Below are 25,346 nucleotides of genomic sequence, written 5' to 3'. Positions count from 1 at the left end.
AGTTTGAAACAAAAGCAGATGATTGATGATTTTGTAAACTTAACAATAGAAAACCTTACCGATGAGCACTTATGCTGCATTATCCGTAGTAAAAAGACCCATCAAGGTATTGAAGCAAAAAGACAATGGCTCTCAGACAGACTGAATGAGGGCCATGTCTTTAGAAAACTAAATGCAAAGGCTACCGTTTTTATCGAATATGCCCCTTTGGAAAGGGCTTGGGTTCCCATAATCGGCGACAACTATTACTATGTATATTGCTTGTGGGTTTTGGGCAATTATAAAGGAAAAGGGTATGGAAGATCGCTAATGGAGTATTGCCTGGCTGATGCAAAGAAAAAGGGCAAATCGGGCATCTGCATGCTGGGAGCACAAAAACAAAAATCGTGGCTCTCTGATCAATCATTTGCAAAAAGGTTTGGATTCGAGGTTGTTGATACGACCGACAATGGATATGAATTACTAGCACTTTCTCTTGACGGAACAACACCTCAGTTTACACAAAATGCCAAGAGCCTGAAAATAGCAAACAAAGAGCTTACAATTTATTATGATATGCAATGTCCCTATGTCTATCAGAGTATTGAGATGACAAAAGAGTATTGCGAAACGAACAACGTCCCGGTGTCATTCATTCAAGTGGATACGCTGCAAAAGGCAAAAGAGCTGCCTTGCGTTTTCAACAACTGGGGAGTATTTTATAAAGGAACTTTTGAGACTGTGAACCTGTTAGATATATCCTATTTAAAGAGAATACTCAAAGGCTGAAAATATATTTTCTTATACAACCTTTTTCTTCAACCCAAATCTGAATCCTTTCTCGGCAACATATACACCGAATAGAATAAACACAGACCCTAGAAGAGCAACCAATGTAATATGTTCATCTATTACAATGGCAGAAGTAAGCAGTGTTACCAGCGGTACGAAGTAGATATAGTTGGATGTCTGCACAATACCAAGTTCTTTTACAGCTGTGTTCCATGCTATAAAACAAAGCAATGAAGCAATCAGGCCTAAGAACAACAGGTTAGCAATAATAACAGGCTGCACAAGCAATTCGGGATGAAGGGATGAAGGGCTAAAAGCAAGAAAAGGCAGCATGGTAATTATACCATAAATAAATACCTTACGGGTAATAAAAAGTGTTGAATAACGCCCGTTGACTTTGCGCAATACAATCCCATAAAAAGCCCACGACAGGGCAGACAATATTGTCAGAATATCACCTAGAGGATTGATCTGCAATATAAAGCTACCGTTGAAAACAACCAAGCCAACCCCAAGCAGAGCAGTGAGCGAGCCAAATATAAGGGATGCTTTCAATTTTTCCTTTCTGTACATTAAATAAGAAAGGAAGGCGGTAAATATGGGAGAAGTACATATAATAAGAGAGACATTGGACGCCAGAGTTATTTGCAGTGCGGTATTTTCGAATACAAAATAGAGGGAACCCCCGCATAGTCCGGCGGCAACAAACAGGAGCTCATCTTTAACAGATTTAGCAAAAAGCCTTTTCGGGCAGACAAACCAAATACCTATATATGCCAACAGGAAGCGATAGATCAGAATTTCGGAAGGAGATAATCCATACCCTATAAGAACCTTTGTAGAAACAAAGGTAGTACCCCAAACAATCACAGTGAGAATAGCAATAGTATGATACCAGTAGTGTTTAGATATAGCCATAGCGTTTTGTTGAGATAAACCAGAATGAGATTGCAAAAGTAATAGGTATTATCTCATATGGCAACGATCTGCTAAACAATCTTTTCAACAGAGTTCAAAAGAATTATATCTGTCTATATATTAAGATAGTATAAAGCATATCCAGAACGGAAACAAACAGCCTTTCTGATTTGTTTTAATTAAAATATATTCGGATATTAGAGGATAGTATTCATAAATATAATAACATATCATGAAATTCTTTATCGACACAGCGAATTTGGATCAAATCCGCGAAGCTAACAATTTAGGAGTATTAGACGGAGTAACCACCAATCCGTCCCTTATGGCAAAGGAAGGAATAAAAGGAGTAGAAAATCAACGGAATCATTATTTGGAAATCTGCAAAATTGTAGATGGAGATGTCAGCGCAGAAGTGATCTCTACAGATTATGAAGGGATGATACGCGAGGGTGAAGAGCTTGCGGCTTTACACAAAAACATTGTTGTGAAAGTCCCTTGTATAGAGGATGGAATCAAGGCGATTAAATATTTCACGAAGAAAGGAATCCGCACGAATTGCACATTGGTGTTTTCTGTTGGTCAGGCTTTATTAGCAGCAAAAGCAGGGGCTACCTATGTCTCTCCATTTGTTGGACGTCTTGATGATATTTCAAGTGATGGCATCGAGCTAGTAAGTAAGATCGTAGATATGTATACTACTTATGATATGTCTACTCAGGTGTTGGCTGCATCTATCCGCAGTACTCAACATATTATACAGTGTATCGAAGTAGGGGCTGATGTTGCTACTTGCCCATTGTCTGCAATCAAAGGATTACTTAAGCATCCTCTTACAGATAGTGGATTAGTTACATTCCTTGCCGATTATAAAAAAGTAAACGGATAAATCTGAAATATCTTTCGTTGTTCTGAGTGAAGTGAAGAATTTATTTTGAGTCTGGCTCTAAAGATGCTTCGTTTCCCTCAGGATGACAAAGAGATTGTAAGCGATGGTTTAATATAAAATCAGGATTCTACTTCTTTAGCTTGAATAAGAATTCCAAACCACCCTCTTTTCTATTTTTAGCAATAATAGAACCATTGTGAAATGCGATGGCATTCTTAACGATAGAGAGCCCTAAGCCCGAACCTCCTGTATCACGAGTGCGCCCTTCATTAACTCTATAGAAGCGTTCGAATAAGCGTTTCAAGTGCTTTTCATCAGAGATTCCTACTCCTGTATCGTAGAATGAGAAGTAATAATAGTCTTTGTCTTCGTTGTATACACTTACACATATTGTTACATCTTCTCCTGCATAGCGAATAGTATTATCCACCAAATTACGAAAGATAGAATATAACAAACTCCTATTCCCATTTATCGTCAGACTTTCGGGAATATTATTGGTTGTCATTACTATATTTTTGCTTTGTAAAGCTGTCGCAAGATCGTCATTCAATTCATTAAGCAACTGATAAATGTTTACTTCTTCTTTTCGGAAAGAAGTTGGTGCTTCCTCTATTTTAGTTATCAAACTCATATCTCCTATCAATTCCGAAAGGATGATTGTCTGATTGTAAGCCTTACTTATAAAGTGCTGCTTCTTACTTTCGTCTAAAGCCAATTGTACAAGTACTGTTTCGAGATATCCCCGTATACTTGTTACAGGTGTGCGCAGTTCGTGTGCTATATTGCTTGTCATTTCCTGTTTCAGCAGTCGGGTTTTCTCTTCCTCTGTCATGTCATTCAGTACGATCTCAAAACTACGGTCTTCGAATATATTCAACCGCAGAATAAAGAGTCTTCCATGCTTTCTTATATGTATCTCAAAATAATTTTCTTCCTTATCTTCGCGCGACAGAAAATCATTGAGTTCATCAAAAGCACTATCTGAGAATATTTCTTTGGGGTTGCTATTCGGTTCACTCGAAATTGTGTTGAGATATTGAATAAATAGCCCATTATAAAATTCAACATTTCTATCTGCCGAAAAGAAACAAATTCCTTCTTCGGATGAATGAACGTGTTGCAATAACTTCTCTCGTTCGAGAGCTATTCGCTTTTGGCTTCTTCTTAGCTGTTTGTAATTTTCTACAAGCTTGGTACTTATTTGCCCCAATTCATCATTCGGAAAATCAAGCTTCGGAAGCTTATCACTATCTGAAGTCATTACAAAATCTCGAAGCTGCCTGATCGATTTTCCAAAACGGTTTGTTATGGCATTCAGCAGAATGAGTATAATAAAGAAAAATGCTAATATAAAATACAAAAATAAATTATCAGGCTCTAAAAAACGCCGTGTTTGGATATCATATGGAAGGGCTACCCGAACATAACCGTTGCCTATCTTTTTTGCATAATATAGATATTCCTTGTTGAGAGAAGCAGACATTCTTATATTACTACCTCGTCCTTTTGCTATTGCTGCTTGTACTTCGGGGCGCATTGTATGATTTTCGAGAGTATGCACATCTTTTACAGAGTTGTCGTACAATACATTCCCGTCATTATCGATTAAGGTAAGGCGTATATTTGAAGGAAGAAGCTGTTCGAGGCTATCCAGAGACAAGAAGCCATGACTAGAGTTAATGATTTCGGCATAAGCATCCAATTTTTCCTCCAATGCTTCAGTTCTTAACCTCCGCTCTCTCGACTGCTCGAAAACAAAGATTCCGGCAGTAAATAGAGTGAAAATAATAGCAAAGTATAAAAACAATCGTTGCTTATAAGTCAGCTTCATTATTCTCCTATATTAAATCTATAACCATAACCCGAACGATTGGCGATAAGTGAAGAGTATTCTCCCATTTTTTTCCTCAGGCGGGCAATATGCACATCCACAGTCCGCTCTGTAATATAAGGGGTTTCACGCCATACAGTCTGGATAATATCTTCACGAGAAAACACCTTATCTACATTTGTTGCCAATAAAGCAAGTATCTCAAACTCGGTTTTTGTAAGTGCTACTTTTTCTCCATCAACAGTTAATTCTTTTTTGTCCATATTGATCACAATACCGGCAAAGGTTAACTCAGTAGTTGACTCCTTTGTATTTTTTTTGACTTCCAGTCTTTTTACCACTGCTTTGATACGGGCAATAACTTCCTTTATAGAGAATGGCTTCGAAATATAATCATCTCCTCCCACCGAGAAACCAGTAAGCATATCATTCTCGGTATCTTTGGCCGTTAAGAAAACAATAGGAATATTATTGCCTTCTTTCCTCAGCTTTTCCGCCATTTTGTAGCCGGACATTCCTCCCATCATTACATCTAGGAGGATAAGAGAAAAATCGGGGTTCAATTTCTTAAGAGCTTCTTCTGCCGAATAAGCTAATTCAACGTCAAAGCCTTCGTTGCTTAAATTGAATTCTAATATCTCGCAAATGTCTTTCTCGTCATCAACGATCAGGATCTTATTTCCCATACATTCTGTATTTACTCTTTACAAAGATAAGCTATTCAAGAAATTACTCATCTTTTTTTTCAATTTTTCCTATTTTACCCGAGTGTTTAAGAACTTTGGCATCAACATAAAAGACAATCTCTTCTACGATATTGCTACAATGGTCTCCAATGCGTTCCAACTTGCGAATAAGCAGTAAAAGCTTCAAACCGCAATATATAAAAGTAGGGTTATTTTCCAGATAGACCGTCAATACATCTATGGCATTGCGATAGATATTATCTACCTCTTCATCTTTGGCTAATATTTTACCGGCTATTTTTGTATTTTCCGACTCGAGAGCTACAAATACATCCGAAAGCATTCCTATCAGTACATCGAATACTCTTTCTAATTGCAACTCTTCCAACAATTGTGAGCCCGGCTTATTACAGTCATCATCGATCACATATCGAGCTATTCCATCACAGAAATCACTAATACGTTCCAACGTGCTACTAATCTTTATGAGTGATAAGATCAGCCTTAAGTCTACAGCCACAGGACTGTAGAGAGCAATATAGTTTTCGCAATCGCTATCTATTTTCAACTCGAATGCATTCACGCGCTTCTCACGGCTTACAATCTCACGGGCAAGCTCTACATCTCCATTAAGAAAAGATTGTTTTGCTTTTTCTAACTGAGATATAACCAACTTCCACATCTGATTTACCTCTTCTCTCAGAGCTAACATTTCCCGTTCTGTATGTTTCATCATATTCATCTCTTCCTTCTTTTAATTGTAATTTTAAGAAACTAATTTTAATTTAAACTCCTTCTTAACCGAATCTTCCGGTTATATAATTTTGAGTTTCTTGCTTTTGCGGATTTAAGAACATCTTTTTTGTCTCACTGAATTCAACCAATTCTCCTAACATAAAGAATCCGGTTTTATCACTTACCCGCGCCGCTTGTTGCATATTGTGAGTAACAATAACAATTGTATAGTCTTTCTTAAGATTATGGATCAGTTCCTCTATTTTTGAAGTAGAGATCGGGTCGAGAGCCGATGCCGGCTCGTCCATCAACAAGATAGAGGGAGACACGGCTAATGCCCTTGCAATACAAAGACGTTGCTGCTGTCCTCCCGATAATTCGAATGCCGATTTCTTTAGTTTATCTTTCACCTCATCCCATAAGGCTGCTGCCTTGAGAGACTCTTCAACTCGCTGCTCCAAATCTTTTTTACTAGCCATGTCATTTACGCGCAAGCCATAGGCTACATTTTCAAATATCGATTTGGGAAAAGGATTAGGTTTCTGAAAAACCATCCCTACTCTTTTTCTCAATTCATCTACCTGAACTGTCTTATCGTATATATTTTCATTTTCAATTAAACACTCTCCGGTAAGTCTTGTTCCGTCGATAAGGTCATTCATCCTATTAAAAAGGCGTAGGAATGTAGACTTTCCGCATCCTGAAGGTCCGATGAAAGCCGTAATAGTGTTGGCCTCCATTTTCATATTTATACCCTTCAATGCATGAAAGTCTCCGTAATAAAAATCTATATTTTTTGCTTCAATCATTTTCTTATTCTAATTAATTAGTCTTTACTTTTTTGCCGAAGTAACGTCTTAAAACAGTAGCTAAAATATTCATAAATAACACAATGACAATCAAAACCAATGCCGTTCCGTAAGCAATAGGACGAGAGGCTTCTATATCGGTACCACTAGTTGCTATTACATAAAGATGGTATGGTAATGCCATCACCTGATCATACATACTTTCGGGCAACTTAGGCAAGAAATAGGCTGCAACCGTAAATAGAATCGGAGCAGTTTCTCCTGATACACGCCCTATAGACAAAATTAAACCGGTAGTTATATTGGGAAGAGCAGCAGGCAAAACAACCCTACGAATGGTTTGCAATTTAGTTGCTCCCAGTGCCAGACTTCCTGTACGGTACGAATCGGGTACAGCTTTGAGTGCTTCTTCGGTAGTACGAATAATAAGAGGAAGAACAAGCAAGCCAAGTGTTAATGAACCGGCAATAATAGAATCGCCAAAACCGAGCGTATTTACAAATAAAGCCATACCAAAAAGTCCAAAAACAATGGAAGGAATACTCCCCAGATTATTGGTCATAATGCGTATGAATTTCACAATCCAGCTGTTTCCGGCATATTCATTTGTATAAATAGCAGACATTACTCCCAATGGGAAAGCAAATATCATACTGCCTATAATCAGATACATAGTTCCTACGATAGCCGGAAATATTCCGCCCGAAGTCATACCTTCTGTTGGAGCTGAAGTTAAAAACTCCCAATTGATAACCCCTACACCGTTGTATATGATAAATCCTAATATCCAGAAAAGGATACCTACTACTGCTATACCGAGTATACGAAATATAATAAATGCAATACGCTGACTTAATTTCTTATCCATAACTATAATCCTTTATTATATTGCTTTTTAGAAATCGCCTCAGCTGTAATGCTGATAATCATAGTTATCACAAACAGAATACATCCGAGCAAAAACAAAGCCTGATAATGAGCTCCTCCTGCCGGAGCTTCACCTAGTTCGGCTGCTATAGTTGCAGGAATTGTCCGCACCGATTGAAAGACAGAGTGTGGTATTATAGCTGCATTCCCCGTAACCATCAACACTGCCATAGTCTCACCTATAGCCCTGCCTATGCCTAATACAACGGCGGCTGATATACCCGATATCGAATATGGAATAACCACTTTGTAAACAGTTTGCCAATGGGTAGCACCCAATGCCAGACTTGCTTCGCGCATAGCCCGAGGCGTATTACGCATTGCATCTTCGGCAACAGTTATGATGGTAGGTAAAGCCATAATAGCAAGGATAAGGCTACCTGTAAATGCAGTTTCGCCGACAGGTAAGTGAAAAGTTTTCTGCACAATGGGAACCAAGACAACTAAGCCGAAGAAACCATATACTACAGACGGAATTCCCGCCAATAATTCAATTGTTGGTTTCATAAGCTTGCGTGTTCGTTCATTAGCTAATTCTGATATATATATAGCGACTCCAAGCCCTAAAGGAAGCGCTATCAGAATAGCAACTATACTCACAAGTAGAGTTCCCAAGATCAAAGGTAATACCCCGAATAAAGGAGCAGGCGTTGCTGTGGGCATCCATTGCTTTCCTCCAAAAAAATCTTCAACATTAATATTCCCTGTTGTAATCACTTTCACTCCGGGCATATTTGTTGGGGCATATTTTTCGGGTAAGAATGCTATGATATTCGGATTCTCGGCAATCACTTCGCCTAGCTTTTGCGGTAGTAGAGCATAATCTTCTCCAAATTCTTCTTCAGAATACATATTAAAAATATCATCTATTCTGAAAATCTTTATTTCTTCATCTGCTCCGCCCAGTTCTGCCCAATTCGTTATTTCTGAATCAAATATTTCTTTTATTTCAAGAACATTTAATTTGTCAACTGCATTCTTAGAGTTTACAACAAGTGTATAGCCATGTTCGACAGAAGGAGAATTAAACAATCCGAATCCTTCCTTGAATAAGAATATTACGATAAGGAGTATAGCGATACTTGTTACAGCACCGCTAACTGTTAGTATGCTTTCAACTATCCGCTCTAATATTCGTTTTAGTTGTTTCATGTTATTCCTTTTGTTTCTGAAATCGTTATTTCACAGGGATAAATCCAACGTCCGATACTATTTTCTGTCCTTTAGCTGACAATACATAGTCAACAAAAGGTTTTACTGCTTTCTCTGATTTTGCTTCGTAATAGAAGTATAGAGGACGTACAACCGGGTAAGTCTTATTCTTGGCATTGGCTACTGATGGCTCTATAAATTTCTTTCCTCCATCATACGATACATGCACTGCTTTTACAGATTTATTAAGATAAGCAAGCCCTACATAGCCTATAGCTCCCTTCGTTTGTCCTACTGACTGGATAATAGCCCCTGTTGCCGGCAAACTCATTATTCCGTTTACATAGTTTTTATTTGCCAGCACATGCTCTCTAAAAAACTCGTAAGTACCGGATGATGTTTCGCGTGAATAAGGAACGATTTTCAGGTCTGCTCCACCTACCTGTTTCCAATTAGTTATCTTTCCGGTAAAAATACCTTCTAGTTGTTCGCGAGTTAAGTTCGATACTTTATTCGAAGGATGTACTACTACCGCAAGTGCATCATAGGCGATAATTACCTCTTTCGCCTCTTTCCCTTTATCTTTTAGCTGTTGTCTCTCCGAGAATTTAATTTTTCTTGAGGCTTGTGCGATATCTGTTGTTCCTGCCAAAAGCGAAGATATACCAACTCCACTTCCTCCCCCTGTTACCGTAACGGTTTTGGATGGATTTGCCTTCATAAAACTTTCTGCTTCTTTTTGTGATAAAGGCAATACTGTGTCCGAACCTTTAATCTTTTGAGCACTAACACCAATACTTAACGATAGTAATGCTATAGAAACCAAAATTGTTTTTCTCATAATCTTTTTATTTTTAGTGATATTTTCATTCCCTAGTTTTTACAGCAACAAAATTATTACACTGTTGTTACAGCCTCTTTTCTATTTTGTTACGTTTACGTTAAGATTTGTTTAGGCGAAAGTCTATCACTCGCCTATCATTCGTCTGTAATATTGATATTTATGAAAAAATATTTGATGGAAGTATTTCTCTTTTCAAGTATACATCCACGGGAAGTTTCTCTAAGATTTAAGATGGTTTTTAGAGTTGTGGGTAATAAGGAGGGGTTGACAATAAGATAATATTATTGTAAGAGCCTATTTAAATAAAATCTAAACAGGCTCTTATATCTTTTATAAATAAAAAGGAGTACCCTTTGATCTGGTCTGAACAATAGTAGAAACAGGATAGGTGACGAATAAAATGTGTTCTCTTTATTCGTTTTTTGGGAGAAGGTGCTTAGCTTTCCCTTTTCTAAAAATCATCGCATCATTTTTAATGCCTTTGCGCAATATTTTCCTTTGCTCTTGTGGTAGTATGACTATATTTTTGCAAGCATCGGAACAGCAATTATGCATCTTTTGGGCACATTTCGAGCATTGTATAAACAAAAGATGGCAGCCTTCATTTGCACAATTGGTATGCGTATCACAAGGCTCTCCACATTGATGGCAATGAGCTATAATATCATCGGTGATTCGTTCTCCGAGACGATTGTCGAAAACAAAGTTTTTGCCTATGAATCTCGATTTCAATCCTTCCGACTTTATTTGACGGGTATATTCGATAATGCCTCCTTCTAACTGATAGACGTCTTTGAAGCCTTGGTGTTTGAAATATGCACTCGCCTTTTCGCAACGGATACCTCCGGTGCAGTACATCAGTAATTTTTTAGACTCTTTGTAGTCCTTCAATTGCTCATTTATAATCGGAAGCGATTCTCTGAATGTAGTAACATCGGGAGTGATAGCCCCGTCAAAATGCCCAATCTCACTTTCGTAATGGTTACGCATATCAATAACGATGGTATCAGGATCGTCCATCATATTATTAAAGTCTTGTGCTTTGAGATGAATACCTATGTTTGTAACGTCAAAGGTGTTGTCGTTAAGCCCATCGGCTACAATTTTGTCTCTTACCTTTATCTTCAATTTGAGGAAAGATTTATTGTCATGTTCTACTGCTATGTTCAACCTGATGTCTTTCAGAAAGGTATAAGTGTCCAAAAAGTCTTTAAAGGCACTCATATTATGAGCGGGTAATGATAACTGGGCATTAATCCCTTCTTTGGCTACATATATACGCCCCAGCACATCGAGCTCGCTCCATCTGACAAAGAGTTCGTCTCTGAACTGTTGCGGGTTGTCAATCTGGGCATAAGCGTAGAATGATAAAGTAAGCCTGTTAACACCGGCTTGGTCTATTAATTTTTCTCTTTCTTCGTTACTTAATGTATTATATAATTGCATTTTATATATTAATTAAAATAGTTGAACAGATTATAAGTTTCGATAAGAGTACAAATGTATAATATGATTTACTGATATAAACGAATATTTAATAGATATAATCTATAAGCCATAGGTGAGTGTTTCACTTTAAGTGCAGATAGGTATCGTTGTTGGCTATAAAGTTTTGTTGTACCATCAGCGAAATCTGTNNACAATAAATACCTCATTTATGGTATTTATGATTAAACGAAAGTCTTATATTTTTGCAATTGTTATATAAGTTAAACAAAAAATATGAAAATGATTATGGAAAAACTATTAGAAGTTGATTCACCATCCCGGCGAATACACCATTCATCAATCAAATACAAAAAGCTGAATTTACTCTTTCGCTTTTGTAACATCAACTACCTTCTATCTCCTAGCCTACCTAATACAGCCCTTTCTTTTTCAGCACGAATGTGTTGCTATAGATAATACTTTCCCCTTACATTCTTTATTTTGACTTATTATAAGTTCATTAGTAAACAAAAGTTAACTGATTGAATTTGCATCAAGAATTTTTATAATATTCTTGAGTTATACAAATAAGCAAGATGTGCTACAATCGTATATAAAAAAGAGAAGTTTTAATTATAAAAATAAACACTTCCTCCTCCGACGGCAATTGGTATTGGAAGTGTTCAATCTAAAATAGAATATGACAAATATATTTATTTTTTGGAAAAAAAAACATCAACCCTCATGTGTTAAAAAGCATATTTATGTATTTTTAGTATTATTGATGCTATCTACGTTTGGACTTTATTCCCAAACCATTATAAGAGGGAACGTAATAGACGAGAAAACCAAAGAGCCTATTATCGGAGCTTCGGTCGCCTTAAAAGCAACGACAAATGGGACTCTTACTGATGCTCATGGTGGATTTTCGTTACAAGTAACAAAAGCTCTACCCGCTACTTTATCTATAAGTCTGGTAGGATATAAATCACAAGATATTGATGTTTACGATGCAGAAGAACCCATCATCCTATCATTAAAAGAAGACTTTAATTTTCTTGACGAAGTTGTTGTAACAGGTTATACATCACAACAACGAAGATCAGTCAGTGGAGCTATAACTTCCATTAATCTTTCAGATGGAATAAAAGAAACTGCGGCTTCCGGATTTGACCAGCTATTACAAGGAAAAGCTCCCGGCGTACAGATCTCATCAAATACCGGAGTTCCCGGAGGTGGTGTTATCTTTCGGGTAAGAGGTAGTAACTCTATTAATGCAGGAGTAGACCCATTATACATTATTGATGGTGTATTTATTAGTAACAGTAATCTCATTTCTACCGGTATGGGAGGACAAACCCAGTCAAATCCACTATCGGATATTAATCCATCAGACATCGAGAACATTACTGTACTTAAAGACGCTAATGCGACCGCAATATACGGATCATTAGGTGCAAATGGAGTAGTTATAATAACAACTAAGAGAGGTAAACAAGATACAAAAGCGAAAATATCGGTATCCCTGTCTCATGGATGGGCAAATGCTATTAAAAAATTCCGATCCATAACAGGCCCTGAAACGGCTATACTCGCTAACGAAGCAGCCTACAATACTGGTATCGATAGAGGATTGTCTCCATCTGACATAAAGTTACCTTTTGCTGATCCCTCCAGTATGCCCACATACGATCGCAATAGTGATTTATTTAGAACGGCTGCTTTATCAAATTATGAAATCTCAGCGCAGGGAGGAAACTCTAACAGTACCTATTATGTCGGCTTAGGATACACCAAGCAAGAATCTGTTGTTAAGCCTTCCGATTTCGAGCGCTATTCGGGACGACTCAACTATGACAATAATTTAACAAGCAAATTGAAAATAGGTACAAGCATTAACCTAAGTAAAATATATCGTAATGTGAGTAGCAATGACAACAATCCAAAAGGAGTAATCAATTCGGCAATATTCGTTCGTTCATATTTACCTATTTACAATGAAGATGGAAGTTATGCCAGATATGGAAGTTTTGATAACCATCTGGCGCTGATAGAGCATCTTGATAACAATGCTACTACATGGCGAACTATCGGAAACTTGTTCTTGGAATATAATATTCTCAAAGAACTTAAATTTCGTTCAAGCTGGAGCTTAGATAATACTGATCTGACTGAAAACAATTATGCTGACACATTTATCAGTGCCGGGATAGCAACGAATGGTTCTGCTACCTCATACAAAGCTAAAAACATTGTTTATACAGCAGAACAATTACTCACCTACAATAAGGTCTTTAAAGATAAACATGCACTTAATGTTTTACTTGGAAATACAGTCAATGCTGTACAAGAGGAGTATACCAGTGCTTCGGGACAAGGTTTTGCTACCAACGACTTGAAAGACATTTCAGTCGCGGCAACGAAATCGGGCTCAGCCTCCAAGTCTGAAAGCAGACTGCTATCATTCTTTGGAAAAGCCAGTTATACATTTAACAACAAATATACAATAGATGGAAGCATAAGGGCTGATGCCTCATCTAAGTTCGGGAAGAACAAGCGTTGGGGCTACTTTCCGTCTGTTGGGCTTACATGGGATGCAAGTCAGGAGAGTTTTATAAAAAACATAAATTTCTTTGATGCGCTCAAATTCAGGGGCAGTTTTGGATATTCAGGAAATCAAAATGGAATAGGGTCATACGCTGCTTTGGGTTTATGGTCAGCAGGATCGAATTATTTAGAGACTGCGGGCACTGCCCCTTCTCAATTGGCAAATCCAGATTTGACATGGGAAACCACACGTCAGTTAGACCTCGGCTTTGATTTTGCAATCCTGAAAAATGCAATAAGCTTTAGTTTCGACTATTATAATAAATACACATACGATTTATTATTGAATGTTCCTGTTCCTTATCGTTCAGGGTTTACATCTTTTCTTCAAAACTATGGTGCTGTAAGAAACAGTGGAGTGGAATTAGGAATACAATCGACTAATATCAATAAAAAAGACTTCAAATGGACTACTGATTTCAATATATCGTGGAACAAAAATAAAATAGAAAAACTAGCTTCAGATATTACATTGGGAGCATCAGGACGCAATGCATCTATATTACGTGAAGGTTATTCAGTAAACTCTTTTTATTTGTATAAACAATTGTATGTTGACCCCGAAACCGGAAATGCTGTTTATGAAGACGTAAATAAAGATGGATTTATTACCTCAGCGGATAGACAAATTGTAGGTAATGCATTGCCAAATTATACAGGAGGTCTCACAAATGAAATTACATATAAGGATTTTTCATTGAACCTATTCTTATATTTCCAACAAGGAAACAAAATCCTTAGTATGCACGATTTTTTCTTAGTGCATGGTGGAACTCAGAACAATATAGGTTTTATTCCGCGACAACTAGAAAGGTGGCAAAAAGCCGGAGATATTACCGATATTCCACGTCTGACCACATATAGTGGAGACCCTACTATTAACGGAGGCTCAGCTAACAATTATGGAGGAAATGTTGCAAATATGAGTAGCCGATATTTGAGTGATGGCTCGTTTATCAGGCTCAAGAATGTGGCTCTAAGCTACAATCTACCTAAATCTATAATAAAAAGCTTACAGCTAAGCAGACTCAGGGCGACTGTTTCGGTTACCAATCTGTTTACCATTACAAAGTATAAAGGGCTCGACCCGGAAGTAAATGCACAAAGTACTAGCCAGAATACTTATGGATATGATTGGGCAACAGTGCCACAACCTCGTACTATTCAGCTTACTCTGAACGCTACATTCTAAGAAAAGAATTAATATTTAATTTCCTCAAAAATGAAGACAATGAAAAAGTTATATAAAAACTTAATTATTATAGCAGCACTCTCACCTCTCTTACTGTTCACTGCTTGTGAAGATTTTCTAGATTTGTCGCCGACAAATTCTATACCTTCTACAATTGCAATAACAAATAAAGGAACGGCAAATGCGGCTATTATCGGAGCTTATAATTCGGTTCAGAATTACTACTCCAATTATTACATAACATTGGGAACAATAACTGCAGACAATGTTTCCTACAATGGGACATTGAGCCAATACTTACAACTCGATCAGAATTCGGTCTCTCCTGATAATGCAGGTACTGTTTATGCTTATCAAACCATTTATGCGGGAATAAACTCTGCCAATTCAATAATTGCAGCTATCGGGAATGTCAGCGATCCGTTATTTACTGAAGCTGAAAAGAATAAGATTCTAGGCGAAGCATACTTTATAAGAGCCCTAGGCTATTTCGACCTTGCTCGTGGATGGGGTGGAGTACAACTTCAATTGAACCCAACAACAGATTTGGGAGCATTATCAGGTATAAAAAGAAGTACTCTCGCTCAGACTTACGATCAGGTACTTGCCGATCTGATAAAAGCCGAAGAGCTACTCCCTGAGGACGATTCGACAACACGTAACAGAGCTCAAAAAAATGCGGCAAGAGCCTTAAGAGCCAGGCTCCACCTCTATCGGGAAGAATGGGGCGAAGCAGAAACATATGCCACATCGGTAATCAACAGTACTAAATACTCTCTAGTGAAACCTTTTAAAACCTTTTTTACTTCACCATTTCTGTCTCCGGAATCTGTATTTGAATTAACTTTTACATCAAACGACAAAAATAGTTACTGGAATCTTTGGTATCCAAGCACTGTAGGAGGGCAATATACCTTAAAGCCGTCGGATGCATTAGTTGCCAAACTAAACGATTCGGATGTAGGGGGAACAAGAAAAGAAATTATAAAAGGTAGCGGAAACTCAGTATACGGAGTATTGTATAATACCGTATCAACAAGTACCGACCCGGCTTATGTTATTCGCATTGCTGAGTTATACTTAATACGGGCTGAGGCAAGAATAAAAAAAGCAACTCCGGATATATTAGGTGCTTTATCAGACTTAAATAAGGTTCGTGGCAGGGCAGATATACCCGATTTTGACAGCTCTGATAAGGATGTAATAATTCAAGCTATTGAAGATGAAAACAGTATAGAATTTGCTTTCGAACCTCATCGTTGGTTTGATCTGGTTAGAACAAAAAGGACAGGTTCAGTCCTCGGTCTGACAAATACCGACTATTGGTTGTTTCCATTCCCCGCTTCCGATATATTATCAGATCCTGACATTGAACAAAATCCGGGCTATTGATAAATATTTTGCCTTTGGCTGATATTACAGGTTTGTGATATCAGCCAAAGTTATTATATCAACAAGTAAATATTATAACGATGAAAGAGTATAATGTTACAAATAGTGTATTAGATATGCTGGGCAACACGCCCATGATAGAAATTACAAAAATAAATACAGGCAAATGTAGATTGTTTGTCAAGCTCGAAAACCAAAATCCGGAGGGCTCAATAAAAGACCATATAGGATTATCGATGATAACCATTGCCGAATGAGAGAGAAAATTGAAACCCAGAGCTTATAAAATACCACAATTGTGGTATTTTATAAAGCCATTCATATTTTTATTTTTGTATCAGATAGTTTTATAAATATATCTTATAGAATATTGAAAAAAATGAAAATCATTCGAAACAGCATTGCTAAGTTAAAAAAGCCAAACCAACAAGCATCACAACACGAAAAAAGTGATGATTATGTTGCAGGAATTATCTCTGTTCCTGCTCGTTCTTTGCTATTACCTTCCTTCCTCTTTTTATCAATGCGAATGCATTGCTTTTGATTCCAACTCCCCCACTCAATATTTTATTATTTATTTTCATTTGATATTGTGCCTCTAGTAATATTGGCTCATTTTATATATAAAATTTCAAAATTATGAAAGCTATAAAGCAGGTTCTTACAACAATAATATTATCCATTTTAGCATTATCGCTTAATGCCCAAAATACAATATCCATCAAAAGCCAAAAACTGGTTTCTCCATTAGTGAGTAAGTGGGTATCTGAATATAAGAATGTTAATTCAGGTCTAAAAATAGAAGATGCTCATAAAAATGATTCAAACGCAGATATAGAATTAATTATAACTGATCAACCCGATAGTTTACTATATGGCAAAGATGTTTTTTATGTAGTGAAATATGCATTACTACCGATTGTCTCCAAAAATTATATCTATACAGAGAGTCTCGAAAAAGAAAAGTATAATAAGAAAAAATTAAGAGAAATATTTTTCGAAAAAGATCTTTTGGATGAAGACGATAGTAAACCATCAAAACTGGCTGAACGCTTTACAGTATATTCAGGCAATAAAAAAGAATCTGTAGCCAGTGTTTTTGCGGCACATTTTGGTTATCCGGCAAACACCTTAAGAGGCACAAAAATAGCAGGAGATGATATATTTTTACTAAACGCGATAAATAAAGATAATACAGGCGTAACATTCAATAGCTTATCTTATTTATATGATCTGTCTACCCGTCAACTAAAATCAGATATAAAGCTATTACCATTGGATATAAAAAAGGAATATCGAGAAGTATTGGAATCGTCAACAATAGACGATGTGTTAACCCTGGTTGAGAATGAAGATCTAGACTTGATCCCAATACAAAAAATAGGTTTTGTAATTAACAGCTCCGCAACACCCAAACCCGAAGTTAAAGATTTTATAAAATGGGTTTTAACTGAAGGACAGCAGTATAATCACGACTATGGATTTCTTCGTCTAAGCCGGGATATTCAATTAGCCCAAATCCGGCAAATAGAATCTAAGTATCTTACGCTCAATAAATAGTAAAAAAACAGCTAAAACATCTCAGACAAATAACTCACCTCTTTCTCCGACGGCAAATTGGTATTGGAGGTTTTTAATCAAAATAGAATATGAAAAAACTTGCTATTATTATCCTGCTATTTATAGCAGGGCTATATTCCTTTGCTCAAAACGACTATTATTTCGGGAGGGATAATCAGTTCGATCCGAAGATACCTACCCCCGAACAGTTTTTTGGATTTCCCATTGGTTCGTCATTAGCCAGATATGACAAAGTTGTTGAATATTACAAGTTGCTGGATAATTTATCCGATAGAGCACAACTCGAAGTTATCGGAAAAACTTACGAAAATAGAGAACAGGTTGTACTTATTGTCACAAGCCCTGACAACCAAAAGAATCTGGAATCTATACGTCAAAATCACTTGAAACTTATAGATCCTAAGAGCTCCTCTTCAAATAATGATCAAAAAGTCATAGTGCACTTAGGTTATAATGTTCATGGAGGAGAAATAGCAGGAACAGAAGCTGCAATACTTGCCGCATATTACTTTGTAGCTTCTACAAACAATGAAACAATCAAAAATCTGGAACAAACAGTTGTTTTGATAGATCCGGCATTAAATCCTGATGGAAGAGATAGAGCTGCCTCATATTTTAACACATTCAAATCCTTTCCTCCTGTATCCGATCCGAATGATATAGAGCATGCCGGAGGATTTACCCCACATAGAGGAAATCACTTTTGGACAGACCTTAATCGTGACTGGTTTCCACTGGTACACGTTGAAAGTAAAGCAAGAGTTGATTTTTATCACAAATGGTATCCTAATATATATGCCGACTATCACGAAATGGGAAGCAACAGTGCCTATTACTTCGAGCCGTCGCCACCACGCAGCACATGGAACCCAACAATCCCCGAAGAAACATACAACGTGTTGAATCCTATATTAGCGAAATACTATTCGGAATCTTTGGATAAAATAGGATCTCTTTACTATACAAAAGAAGATTTTGACAATATTTCACCAATTTATGGATCTACTTATCCCGATTTTCAAGGAGGTGTAGGTACTACCCTCGAAGTAGGAAGCTCAGCCGGAATAGAAATAGAAACGGAAGTGGGGGTAAGAAAATTCTCCCGAAACATCAAAGACAATGTTGTTACCAGCATAGCAGCAATAAAAGCCGCAGTAGCAGAGAAAGACGTATTATTCAAACATCAGAAAGATTTCTTCTCCAGTGCACTTTCTTTAGCGAATAAAAGAGCTGACAAGTATATTGTATTCGGAGACAAAAATGATAACAATCTGACAAAATTATTTCTCGATCATTTACTTAGCCATAAAATAGATGTTTATGAACTCCCTGACAAGTTTTCTCAAAATGGAAAAGATTTTGAACCGGGGAATGCTTATGTTGTGCCATTCTCTCAACCTCAATATCGTATTTTAAATGCTGTGTTCGAAGAAAATACAACATTTGTAGATAGTATATTTATGGACATTACAGCATGGAGCACTGTACATGGATATGGAATACCATTTGTGAAAGTAAAAGGAGCAGTAAGACAAGGACAAAAAGTAACAGATATCCCTCAGGTAAAGAAAGGAGGAGTTAGTCAAAAATCTGACTATGCCTACATATTTAATTATACTGACTATCTAGCATCTAAGTCTCTGTACTATCTACTAGACAAAGGTGTTGTTGTAAAAGCCGCATACAAAGACTTTTCTGCTTCTGTAGCAGGAATAGAGTATAAGTTTAACAAAGGAGCAATAGTCATCCCTGTTGAATATCAAAACATATCTTCCGACCAATTGTATAATATAGTAAAAGAGGCGGCCGAGCTGACAGATATAAAAATATTAGGAGTAACAACTGGTTTCAGCACCACTGGTATAGACTTAGGTAGCAATAATATCAGAAGAGTAGAAAAACCTGTTGTAGCGACATTAGTGGGAAGTGGAATAAATTGGACAGATGTCGGTGAAACCTGGTTTTTGTTAGGCAACAGATTAAACATACCTCTAACCAAAATCAATGTAGCTTCAGCTGATTGGGCAGACCTCAATCGTTATACATCAATAATCTTATCAGATGGCAATTACAACTCGTTGTCTCCTAACTTTATCGGAAAGCTGCAACAATGGGTCGCTAACGGAGGAACGCTTATCACATCAGAAGGTGCTTCTAAATGGGCTATTGAGAATAAAATAGTAACAGGTTTCGTTCCTGATAGCATTCCGCGAAGCAAAAATGAATATAAACGATTAGACTATATTTCACAACGAGAAAACGAAGGTCCACAGCGAATTGGCGGCGCTATATTCAATGCAGATTTGGATATAACCAATCCTCTAGCCTTCGGAATAGTATCGAGAGAAACATACGCAATCAAAACCAGTAATTACAAATTACCAAGACCTAAAAGTAATTACGCTACAGTTCTACAATTGACAGATAAACCTCAAATAAGCGGATTTTTGACAAAGAAAAATCAACAGGAACTAAAAAATGCACCGTTAGTAGTCTTCGAAAACAAAGGTAAAGGAACTGTTGTTCTATTTGCGGAATCGCCTACTTTTAGAGGGTATTGGTTAAGTAGCGGACGAATATTGACTAACGCTATCTTTTTTGGAAGCAATCTTTCTTCTCCGGGACGATACAGACCTTAAGTTTTTTAAATTATAGTTAGATTAGTTGCTTTTGTAAAGATAAAAAGTTGAGGCTATTAATTAATTATTGGGGACAACGATTATTAATGGCCTCTCCAATTATTTACTAATTAATATAACAGAAAATCAATATGAAAATTATAAACGGATTTATTATTGTATCTGCGCTTATAATGCTACTCACTTCTTGCGGAGGTAAAAAGAACAACGACCCTAACTATATTAAAGTCGGTGTAGCCTCGGGACCTGAATATGTAATAGCTGAAGCAGCAAAAAAAGTAGCAAAAGAGAAATACGGACTTGATGTAGAACTCGTTCAATTTAATGATTACATAATGCCAAATACAGCATTAGATCAGGGAGACATTGATGCTAATGTTTTTCAGACGAAGCCGTTCTTAGACGAACAGATCGCACGTCGCGGATATAAATTTGCTATTGTTGGAAATACATTTATATATCCTATGGCAGCATATTCAAAGAAAATAAAGAGTTTGGATGAATTAAAAGACGGAAGTACAGTAGTCATTCCCAACGATGCGGCTAATAATAGCAGAGCCTTATTGCTATTACAAAAAGTAGGATTGCTAAAACTTAAAGAAGGAGTAACAGCCCCAAGGCTGGTTGATATAGTAGAAAATCCTAAAAATCTGGAGATACTGGAACTCGAAGCCCCTCAATTACCTAGAGTCTTAGATGATGCAAAAGTAGCTTTGTCTATTATCAACAATAACTTTGCAGGGCAAGCTGGACTACTCCTCAAAGATGGTGTGTTTGCCGAAGGTAAAGACTCTCCTTATGTCAATCTTATTGTTACAAGAGAAGAAAATAAGGATGAGGAGAAAGTAAAAAAATTCGTTCAGGCATATCAGTCAGACGAAGTAGATAAAGTGGCTACCGAAGTATTTAAAGGAGGCCTGTAAAAGGCTGGTAACCAAATGGCAGGAAATCGTGCAGGAGCAAATCTAAAGAAAGAACTCATTGTCAAAGCATCATCATATGGGATCGACCTCATTAGCCTTGTATGACGAAATACCTGAATGCTATTTTCCTTAGAGTGTATTTCCAAACATTAAAGGTTTTCGCGGAGTATTTTTCCCCCGAGAAGGATATGGAGACATACCTATTTTGGATCTAATCAGACAAATGATAATAAAGAAAAAATCCAGTGAAAATTCACTGGATTTTCTTATCTATATTAATCTGGATTATAATCTATAACGAAGGTATCACTCTCCTTATACTTCCATCTTTTTCAAATTCAAGTCGATCCATACACACTTCACGTGAAGTTCCCGGGTAAACTTTCTTAATGCCATCAGGACGAGATATACGGTGATAAACAATATACCACTCATCTTTGCCCGGAATCTGTAAAACAGAGTTATGCCCTGTTCCAAAAATTGCTTTGGAATCATCTTTCGTTATCACTATATTATCCGAAGGAATTGTCAATTGACCTAACGGTGATTTCGCTGTAGCATAGCGTACTTTATAGTTGGCACTACCGGTATCATCCTCTGACCACAAAAAATAATACAAACCCTTGCGATAGAATACATAAACAGCCTCTCTAAAAGTATTATCAGGAGTCATTACCTTAATAGTTTTCTTTTTTAGAGAGATCATATCAGCATTTAGCTCTGCTCCAGCCATATAGCCATTACCCCAATAGATATAGTTCTTTCCGGTCTTTGGGTCACAAAACACATCAGGATCAATCTCTTGCCCTCCATCTACACCTTTAGGCTTGAAATCAATAAGCGGATTTCCCGAATCTAAAAACGGCCCTGAAGGATCATCGGCTACTGCAACTCCAATTTTCTTAGAACCTCCATCTTTACCTCCACTAAAGTAATAATAATACTTATAGTCATTCCCAACTTTCTTTTCAATAATACAAGGAGCCCATGCATTTCCATTTGCCCACGAAACATTGTTTTTCAAGTTTAGAATAACACCCTCATCATTCCAATCTTTCAGGTTATCAGAAGAAAAAGTTTTAAAGTAATAGCCACCCCATCCGTCAAATCCATCGCTGGTAGGATAAATATAATATTTCTGAGTCTTATTGGAATAAAGAACATCGGGATCGGCATAATAACCTGCTAATACTGGATTATTTGGTATCAGAGGATAGCTCTCGGGGTTTCCCCATTTATCAATAAGTGACTCCAATTCTTTTTTTGTAATAGGAATAACAGAACCATGACGAGGATGAAAATCCATTGATATTTCATGATCTATAACTTTAAAACTCTCCAAATCGGCACTCTCACAAAACTGATATTTCCCTTTCATATATACATCGTACATCAAAATATACGTATCGGTATTTATCATTCTGAACACACTAGATCCCTCAACAGCATCAGATGTTTGCTGTTTATACCCTTCATGTTCTGTCCATCGTCCAGACGTAAGAGAAGTCGTTGTTGCCAGCTTGATACCATTTCCATGTCCTTCTGTTTTATAAAACATATAGAAGACGCCACCTTTCAAAACAATATCCGCATCTATACACGATTTACCATTGGATGGAAAAAACAATTGCTTTGGCTCACCTACCAAGTCAGAGAAATCATTATTTGCATATGCATAATATATAACATCCTCTCCTTCCCCATGTTTCATAGACCAGTATACCATATATTTACCGACCTCCGAATCATAAATTGTTTGTGGAGCCCATACTCTTTTCAGATCATCCTGACCAGAGTATTTTTTCTGAATATTAATTATACTTGATGTCCAATTTATTAAATCATCAGATTTCATCAAGATCATCGCCCTATTTGAATCCCATCCCTCAGACGAAGTCATATCGGTAACTACCATATAGAAGCATTTACCATCTTCTGATCTCAACAAATGAGGATCACGGACACCTCCGGTCGAACTTATAATCTTGGAATCAACAACAGGCTTATTGTTATTCAAAGAAAAATAGTTATAACCGTCTGAACTGATTGCATAATGAATAGCTTCTTCCTCTACCTGATTCCCGGTAAAATAGGTAAACAGATAAGCCACGTAGTCTTTTTCTTCAATACCCGTCCGATATTCCTGAGAAAAAATCACATGAGGTATAACAGACAAAAAAGTAACAAATAATATAAATCTCACAATTTTCATAATAAATTAGTTATCAGCACATCTATCAGAAAAAAGTAACAAAAGTGACAGTTTTCACAGAGTTTATTCATGTCACTTTTGTTTCTTATTTCATGTTTATAATTCTATAAATAGATAAATTTCCGGGATTTTATTTATTCTATAAAAGCACACTATATTTCTTATTTTAAATCATATACAACCGTCAATACAGAAGCCGGATTAACAAATATAGAGTTCCCTAAATTCTGAATAACCGCCTCTGCCAAATCTTGAGTCTGACTTGTTGTATATGTTTTTATTGAATTCACCTCCGCACTACCAATATCAGCCCTCACATCATAGCGGGTTGAAGATAAGTTGGTGTAAACAGCAACAAGTTTTTTACCATCGGGTGATAGATATGCGCTACCAAAGAGGTTTTTGGATGTGTTTTCCATTTTAAGTTCCACTCGTTTATAGTCAGGACGAACAAACAAACTATAATTACCTAAAACCCACAAAGTCTTAGTCGCTTCGTGTGTACCACTTTGTGTAATATCTCCGTAATCACCTCCTGCAGGAGTTACTTTTATCAGCAAGAATCTGTTTTTATGACTCCAACGCTCCAGATCAAGACTTGTCCAGTAAGACCATGATGAAACATTGGCATACACCAAATCGCAATGTATTACTTTCGACATATATAAAGCAATGTCCATATACGAGGCATTGTTGAAGCCAACAAATTCATTCCCATAGCCATCGCCAAGCATACTCCATTCGGTTTGATAAACCTTCAATCCTGCTGCTGATGCCTTCGATGCCACTTGTGACCTTACATCTACCATTGTTTGCCAGCTTCCGTCTGTCCAATAGCTATGACCGGCAATAACTGGAGCCACATGAGTCAGATCTCCCACATAGTTAGACGAAGCATTATCAAACAAGTTATAGATAACATTTTTCCTTCCGGCATCGCCATCCGTTTCATATAGATAATTCCATGCACCGGATTCACCTAACAATATCTTAGTATTTAATCCTTTTGCCTCTATCGCCTTATCTATTTCTACGGTAAGCCTTTTTATTTCACTATTCTGCCAACCCGAACCTTCCTGTCCGCTTTCCCAATTGTACTGAGGTTCGTTAACCGGGCTGATATAGGTAAAGTTTATTGCTTTATTCGATTTGAAGTAGTCTAAAACAGTTGCTATATATTCAGCAAAGTCATCGTAACTATCATCCTTCAGATTTGAATAAGCTCCCATATCCGAATATCCCTTACCATTACGGGTTAGATATACAGGAGGAGTGTTACTAAACATGACGAACTGTTCACATCCATATTGCTTAGCCTTTTCCAGGAAGTATTGTTGCCCGGCTTGCTTTGTCCAGTCTAATGTCCCATCAACAGGGCTCATAAATGATTCGGCACGTCTGGCTGGATCTTCTATTCCGCTGGCAGCGCCTTGCTGAGCTGTACCACCACCTAGATTAAAACGCCATCCCGATAAACCTATACCTTCGGGTTGTCCATCAGCAACCTTGGCTGAAAATAAAAGCTTAGCAATCGCTTCTTTCTCTTCGTCAGCCCAATAGGTACCAATATAGTTAGGTGCCCAGCAATCGGATGCCGAAAAACTTTCTATTGTCTGATATGTCTGACTGAGATTGATAACCACGTTCTCTGAACCTTCCGGAGTTTCATTGCCGGAACCTTTATCAGGGGCTATTGTCGGATCAGGTCCATCATTACAGGAAAAAGCAACCAAAAGCAGCCATGCGGATAATATACATCGTATTTTCTTCATAAGTATTATGTTTAATTAATATATAGATAGTGTAC

Annotated in this window: 19 protein-coding genes; 8 read left to right on the top strand and 11 right to left on the bottom strand. The window is 37.1% G+C overall.

Annotation, left to right across the window (positions count from 1 at the left end; all coding sequences use genetic code 11):
- Nucleotides 1-18 precede the first annotated feature (18 nt).
- A complete protein-coding gene (locus tag B3P17_RS13470) occupies nucleotides 19-768 on the top strand; it encodes a GNAT family N-acetyltransferase (RefSeq protein WP_252637036.1) in 750 nt (249 codons plus the stop codon).
- Nucleotides 769-780: 12 nt separating this feature from the next.
- On the opposite strand, the gene B3P17_RS13465 is transcribed toward B3P17_RS13470, so the two are convergent.
- Complete coding sequence (locus B3P17_RS13465; protein ID WP_135106568.1) at nucleotides 781-1,689, bottom strand: DMT family transporter; 909 nt, start codon at nucleotides 1,687-1,689, stop codon at nucleotides 781-783.
- A 232-nt stretch (nucleotides 1,690-1,921) separates the two neighbouring features.
- Here B3P17_RS13465 and fsa point away from each other — a divergent pair, with 232 nt between their 5' ends.
- On the top strand, nucleotides 1,922-2,578 hold the full coding sequence (fsa, locus tag B3P17_RS13460) for a fructose-6-phosphate aldolase (RefSeq protein ID WP_291105864.1): 657 nt from the start codon (nucleotides 1,922-1,924) through the stop codon (nucleotides 2,576-2,578).
- 127 nt (nucleotides 2,579-2,705) lie between these two features.
- On the opposite strand, the gene B3P17_RS13455 is transcribed toward fsa, so the two are convergent.
- The 8 genes from B3P17_RS13455 to B3P17_RS13420 form a co-directional block, all read right to left on the bottom strand.
- Nucleotides 2,706-4,412, bottom strand: coding sequence for a sensor histidine kinase (locus tag B3P17_RS13455; protein WP_252637035.1), 1,707 nt, complete (start codon nucleotides 4,410-4,412; stop codon nucleotides 2,706-2,708).
- Nucleotides 4,412-5,098 (bottom strand): response regulator transcription factor, encoded by a 687-nt coding sequence (locus B3P17_RS13450; RefSeq protein ID WP_006841561.1) that lies wholly within the window; start codon nucleotides 5,096-5,098, stop codon nucleotides 4,412-4,414. Before B3P17_RS13450 ends, B3P17_RS13455 begins: the two co-directional genes overlap by 1 nt.
- A gap of 43 nt (nucleotides 5,099-5,141) precedes the next feature.
- On the bottom strand, nucleotides 5,142-5,840 hold the full coding sequence (gene phoU, locus B3P17_RS13445; RefSeq protein WP_252637034.1) for a phosphate signaling complex protein PhoU: 699 nt from the start codon (nucleotides 5,838-5,840) through the stop codon (nucleotides 5,142-5,144).
- Nucleotides 5,841-5,895: 55 nt separating this feature from the next.
- On the bottom strand, nucleotides 5,896-6,642 hold the full coding sequence (gene pstB, locus B3P17_RS13440) for a phosphate ABC transporter ATP-binding protein PstB (RefSeq protein WP_252637033.1): 747 nt from the start codon (nucleotides 6,640-6,642) through the stop codon (nucleotides 5,896-5,898).
- A gap of 13 nt (nucleotides 6,643-6,655) precedes the next feature.
- Complete coding sequence (gene pstA / locus B3P17_RS13435) at nucleotides 6,656-7,510, bottom strand: phosphate ABC transporter permease PstA (RefSeq protein ID WP_252637032.1); 855 nt, start codon at nucleotides 7,508-7,510, stop codon at nucleotides 6,656-6,658.
- Between the two features lie 2 nt (nucleotides 7,511-7,512).
- Entirely contained in the window at nucleotides 7,513-8,721 is a 1,209-nt protein-coding gene (gene pstC, locus B3P17_RS13430; RefSeq protein WP_252637030.1) for a phosphate ABC transporter permease subunit PstC, read from the bottom strand.
- Between the two features lie 25 nt (nucleotides 8,722-8,746).
- The gene (locus B3P17_RS13425) at nucleotides 8,747-9,562 is read right to left on the bottom strand and encodes a PstS family phosphate ABC transporter substrate-binding protein (RefSeq protein ID WP_252637028.1); all 816 of its coding nucleotides are present in this window, start codon (nucleotides 9,560-9,562) and stop codon (nucleotides 8,747-8,749) included.
- Between the two features lie 414 nt (nucleotides 9,563-9,976).
- A complete protein-coding gene (locus B3P17_RS13420) occupies nucleotides 9,977-11,011 on the bottom strand; it encodes a rhodanese-related sulfurtransferase (RefSeq protein ID WP_252637026.1) in 1,035 nt (344 codons plus the stop codon).
- Nucleotides 11,012-11,777: 766 nt separating this feature from the next.
- On the opposite strand from B3P17_RS13420, the gene B3P17_RS13415 reads away from it, so the two are divergent.
- The 6 genes from B3P17_RS13415 (at nucleotide 11,778) to metQ (ending at nucleotide 21,327) form a co-directional block, all read left to right on the top strand.
- Nucleotides 11,778-14,792 carry a SusC/RagA family TonB-linked outer membrane protein gene (locus B3P17_RS13415; RefSeq protein WP_252637024.1) on the top strand — a complete coding sequence of 1,005 codons (3,015 nt, stop codon included), beginning with the start codon at nucleotides 11,778-11,780 and terminating at the stop codon, nucleotides 14,790-14,792.
- Between the two features lie 39 nt (nucleotides 14,793-14,831).
- Nucleotides 14,832-16,184 (top strand): RagB/SusD family nutrient uptake outer membrane protein, encoded by a 1,353-nt coding sequence (locus B3P17_RS13410; protein WP_252637022.1) that lies wholly within the window; start codon nucleotides 14,832-14,834, stop codon nucleotides 16,182-16,184.
- 80 nt (nucleotides 16,185-16,264) lie between these two features.
- Complete coding sequence (locus tag B3P17_RS13405; RefSeq protein ID WP_252637020.1) at nucleotides 16,265-16,441, top strand: hypothetical protein; 177 nt, start codon at nucleotides 16,265-16,267, stop codon at nucleotides 16,439-16,441.
- 382 nt (nucleotides 16,442-16,823) lie between these two features.
- Nucleotides 16,824-17,744, top strand: coding sequence for a hypothetical protein (locus tag B3P17_RS13400; protein ID WP_252637019.1), 921 nt, complete (start codon nucleotides 16,824-16,826; stop codon nucleotides 17,742-17,744).
- A gap of 89 nt (nucleotides 17,745-17,833) precedes the next feature.
- Nucleotides 17,834-20,404 carry a M14 family zinc carboxypeptidase gene (locus tag B3P17_RS13395; protein ID WP_252637018.1) on the top strand — a complete coding sequence of 857 codons (2,571 nt, stop codon included), beginning with the start codon at nucleotides 17,834-17,836 and terminating at the stop codon, nucleotides 20,402-20,404.
- 131 nt (nucleotides 20,405-20,535) lie between these two features.
- A complete protein-coding gene (gene metQ, locus B3P17_RS13390; RefSeq protein WP_291105857.1) occupies nucleotides 20,536-21,327 on the top strand; it encodes a methionine ABC transporter substrate-binding lipoprotein MetQ in 792 nt (263 codons plus the stop codon).
- Between the two features lie 292 nt (nucleotides 21,328-21,619).
- Here the strand turns inward: metQ and B3P17_RS13385 are convergent, their stop codons facing one another.
- Together B3P17_RS13385 and B3P17_RS13380 are read right to left on the bottom strand one after the other, a co-directional pair.
- The gene (locus tag B3P17_RS13385; RefSeq protein WP_252637017.1) at nucleotides 21,620-23,539 is read right to left on the bottom strand and encodes a family 43 glycosylhydrolase; all 1,920 of its coding nucleotides are present in this window, start codon (nucleotides 23,537-23,539) and stop codon (nucleotides 21,620-21,622) included.
- A 161-nt stretch (nucleotides 23,540-23,700) separates the two neighbouring features.
- The gene (locus B3P17_RS13380) at nucleotides 23,701-25,311 is read right to left on the bottom strand and encodes a glycoside hydrolase (RefSeq protein WP_291105855.1); all 1,611 of its coding nucleotides are present in this window, start codon (nucleotides 25,309-25,311) and stop codon (nucleotides 23,701-23,703) included.
- Nucleotides 25,312-25,346: the final 35 nt, after the last annotated feature.

Source organism: Dysgonomonas sp. UBA7630 (assembly GCF_002483985.1).
Classification (GTDB): domain Bacteria; phylum Bacteroidota; class Bacteroidia; order Bacteroidales; family Dysgonomonadaceae; genus Dysgonomonas.
The sequence above is the reverse complement of the archived record's forward strand: the minus strand, read 5'-3'. Positions and strand labels throughout refer to the sequence as shown.

What these genes read in the sequence shown, in the direction of transcription:
- B3P17_RS13405 (WP_252637020.1), top strand. Translation starts at nt 16,265, where the DNA reads ATGAAAGAGTATAATGTTACAAATAGTGTATTAGATATGCTGGGCAAC.
- B3P17_RS13395 (WP_252637018.1), top strand. Translation starts at nt 17,834, where the DNA reads ATGAAAAAACTTGCTATTATTATCCTGCTATTTATAGCAGGGCTATAT.
- B3P17_RS13380 (WP_291105855.1), bottom strand. Translation starts at nt 25,311, where the DNA reads ATGAAGAAAATACGATGTATATTATCCGCATGGCTGCTTTTGGTTGCT.
- metQ (WP_291105857.1), top strand. Translation starts at nt 20,536, where the DNA reads ATGAAAATTATAAACGGATTTATTATTGTATCTGCGCTTATAATGCTA.
- B3P17_RS13415 (WP_252637024.1), top strand. Translation starts at nt 11,778, where the DNA reads ATGCTATCTACGTTTGGACTTTATTCCCAAACCATTATAAGAGGGAAC.
- B3P17_RS13455 (WP_252637035.1), bottom strand. Translation starts at nt 4,412, where the DNA reads ATGAAGCTGACTTATAAGCAACGATTGTTTTTATACTTTGCTATTATT.
- B3P17_RS13400 (WP_252637019.1), top strand. Translation starts at nt 16,824, where the DNA reads ATGAAAGCTATAAAGCAGGTTCTTACAACAATAATATTATCCATTTTA.
- B3P17_RS13450 (WP_006841561.1), bottom strand. Translation starts at nt 5,098, where the DNA reads ATGGGAAATAAGATCCTGATCGTTGATGACGAGAAAGACATTTGCGAG.
- pstB (WP_252637033.1), bottom strand. Translation starts at nt 6,642, where the DNA reads ATGATTGAAGCAAAAAATATAGATTTTTATTACGGAGACTTTCATGCA.
- pstA (WP_252637032.1), bottom strand. Translation starts at nt 7,510, where the DNA reads ATGGATAAGAAATTAAGTCAGCGTATTGCATTTATTATATTTCGTATA.
- B3P17_RS13420 (WP_252637026.1), bottom strand. Translation starts at nt 11,011, where the DNA reads ATGCAATTATATAATACATTAAGTAACGAAGAAAGAGAAAAATTAATA.
- phoU (WP_252637034.1), bottom strand. Translation starts at nt 5,840, where the DNA reads ATGAATATGATGAAACATACAGAACGGGAAATGTTAGCTCTGAGAGAA.
- fsa (WP_291105864.1), top strand. Translation starts at nt 1,922, where the DNA reads ATGAAATTCTTTATCGACACAGCGAATTTGGATCAAATCCGCGAAGCT.
- B3P17_RS13470 (WP_252637036.1), top strand. Translation starts at nt 19, where the DNA reads ATGATTGATGATTTTGTAAACTTAACAATAGAAAACCTTACCGATGAG.
- B3P17_RS13425 (WP_252637028.1), bottom strand. Translation starts at nt 9,562, where the DNA reads ATGAGAAAAACAATTTTGGTTTCTATAGCATTACTATCGTTAAGTATT.
- B3P17_RS13410 (WP_252637022.1), top strand. Translation starts at nt 14,832, where the DNA reads ATGAAAAAGTTATATAAAAACTTAATTATTATAGCAGCACTCTCACCT.
- B3P17_RS13465 (WP_135106568.1), bottom strand. Translation starts at nt 1,689, where the DNA reads ATGGCTATATCTAAACACTACTGGTATCATACTATTGCTATTCTCACT.
- pstC (WP_252637030.1), bottom strand. Translation starts at nt 8,721, where the DNA reads ATGAAACAACTAAAACGAATATTAGAGCGGATAGTTGAAAGCATACTA.
- B3P17_RS13385 (WP_252637017.1), bottom strand. Translation starts at nt 23,539, where the DNA reads ATGAAAATTGTGAGATTTATATTATTTGTTACTTTTTTGTCTGTTATA.